This window comes from Priestia sp. BR_2 (assembly GCF_041954005.1).
In the GTDB taxonomy this organism is placed as follows: Bacteria; Bacillota; Bacilli; order Paenibacillales; family Paenibacillaceae; genus Paenibacillus_AQ; species Paenibacillus_AQ lautus_A.
Map to the genome: position 1 here is coordinate 1 of NZ_JAVFHM010000105.1, position 870 is coordinate 870.

At 37.2% G+C, this 870-nt stretch carries 1 protein-coding gene; it reads left to right on the plus strand.

Annotated features, from left to right (window positions below):
* The first annotated feature begins 422 nt into the window (after positions 1-422).
* Positions 423-833, plus strand: coding sequence for a hypothetical protein (locus tag RB298_RS02990; RefSeq protein ID WP_486045697.1), 411 nt, complete (start codon positions 423-425; stop codon positions 831-833).
* Positions 834-870: the final 37 nt, after the last annotated feature.

Below are 870 nucleotides of genomic sequence, written 5' to 3' on the forward strand. Positions count from 1 at the left end.
AGGTAACACATACTGTTTCGATTGGTTATAAAAAGGATGGTGTTCAGGATGAAAAACGAATAAAGATGTTAATTTATATTGGAATTGCAGCGTTTCAGCTCACAATACAGCTCCATCGCCAACATCAGTAAAAGAGCCGGCACCTTCGAAAAATGCAAATGGAATTATATCATATGCTAACCGTTTCTTAGGGATGCGATATATCTGGGCATCTGCAAATCCTCTTTATGGTGGATTTGATTGTTCAGAGGGAATATAGTGAAATTCAGAAGTGACGGTACATTGATATTTTTCGCAATAAACTAATAGAATGTCCATAAAAACAAACTTTCGTAGGGTAAAGCACAAATAAACTATCTGTAAGAAGTAAAACTATTATATAGTTGATGATAACAATAATAAACACCAAATGAGGTGATACGATGAAAAAAGAAGAAAAAGTGGAAGCAGAAGAAGTATTGTGCCGGTTGTTTAAAGGTGGAAAAATTAAGCACGTTGGAGATGGAATACGTTCTGATTATTTTAGACTCAAAATACAAGCTGCTGAGGGTCAACCACTTGTTATTACTGCGGAAAACAAGTGGACTGTTTCACCTGTACGTTCCTTTTTTTCACTTATTGCCAAACAAGAGGAAATCACAGACATATTCTTAGGAGAACAAGAACCTCATTTAAAGTTACAGTTTACAAGCGGTGTGCTCTTAACAATCTTTGGAGTAGATAACCTCTATGAAAGTTGGCAAGCCGGTACAGAGTCACAAGATTGGTTAGTCGTTGCATGTCCAGGTGGAGATGTGGCAGTTTGGTCTCCAGAGAATCAAGAAAATGTATAACAGTAGGGGGTGCCGGCAATGAGCAATATATACGAAC

Coding starts and splice junctions, on each gene's coding strand:
- RB298_RS02990 (WP_486045697.1), top strand. CDS start 423: ATGAAAAAAGAAGAAAAAGTGGAAGCAGAAGAAGTATTGTGCCGGTTG.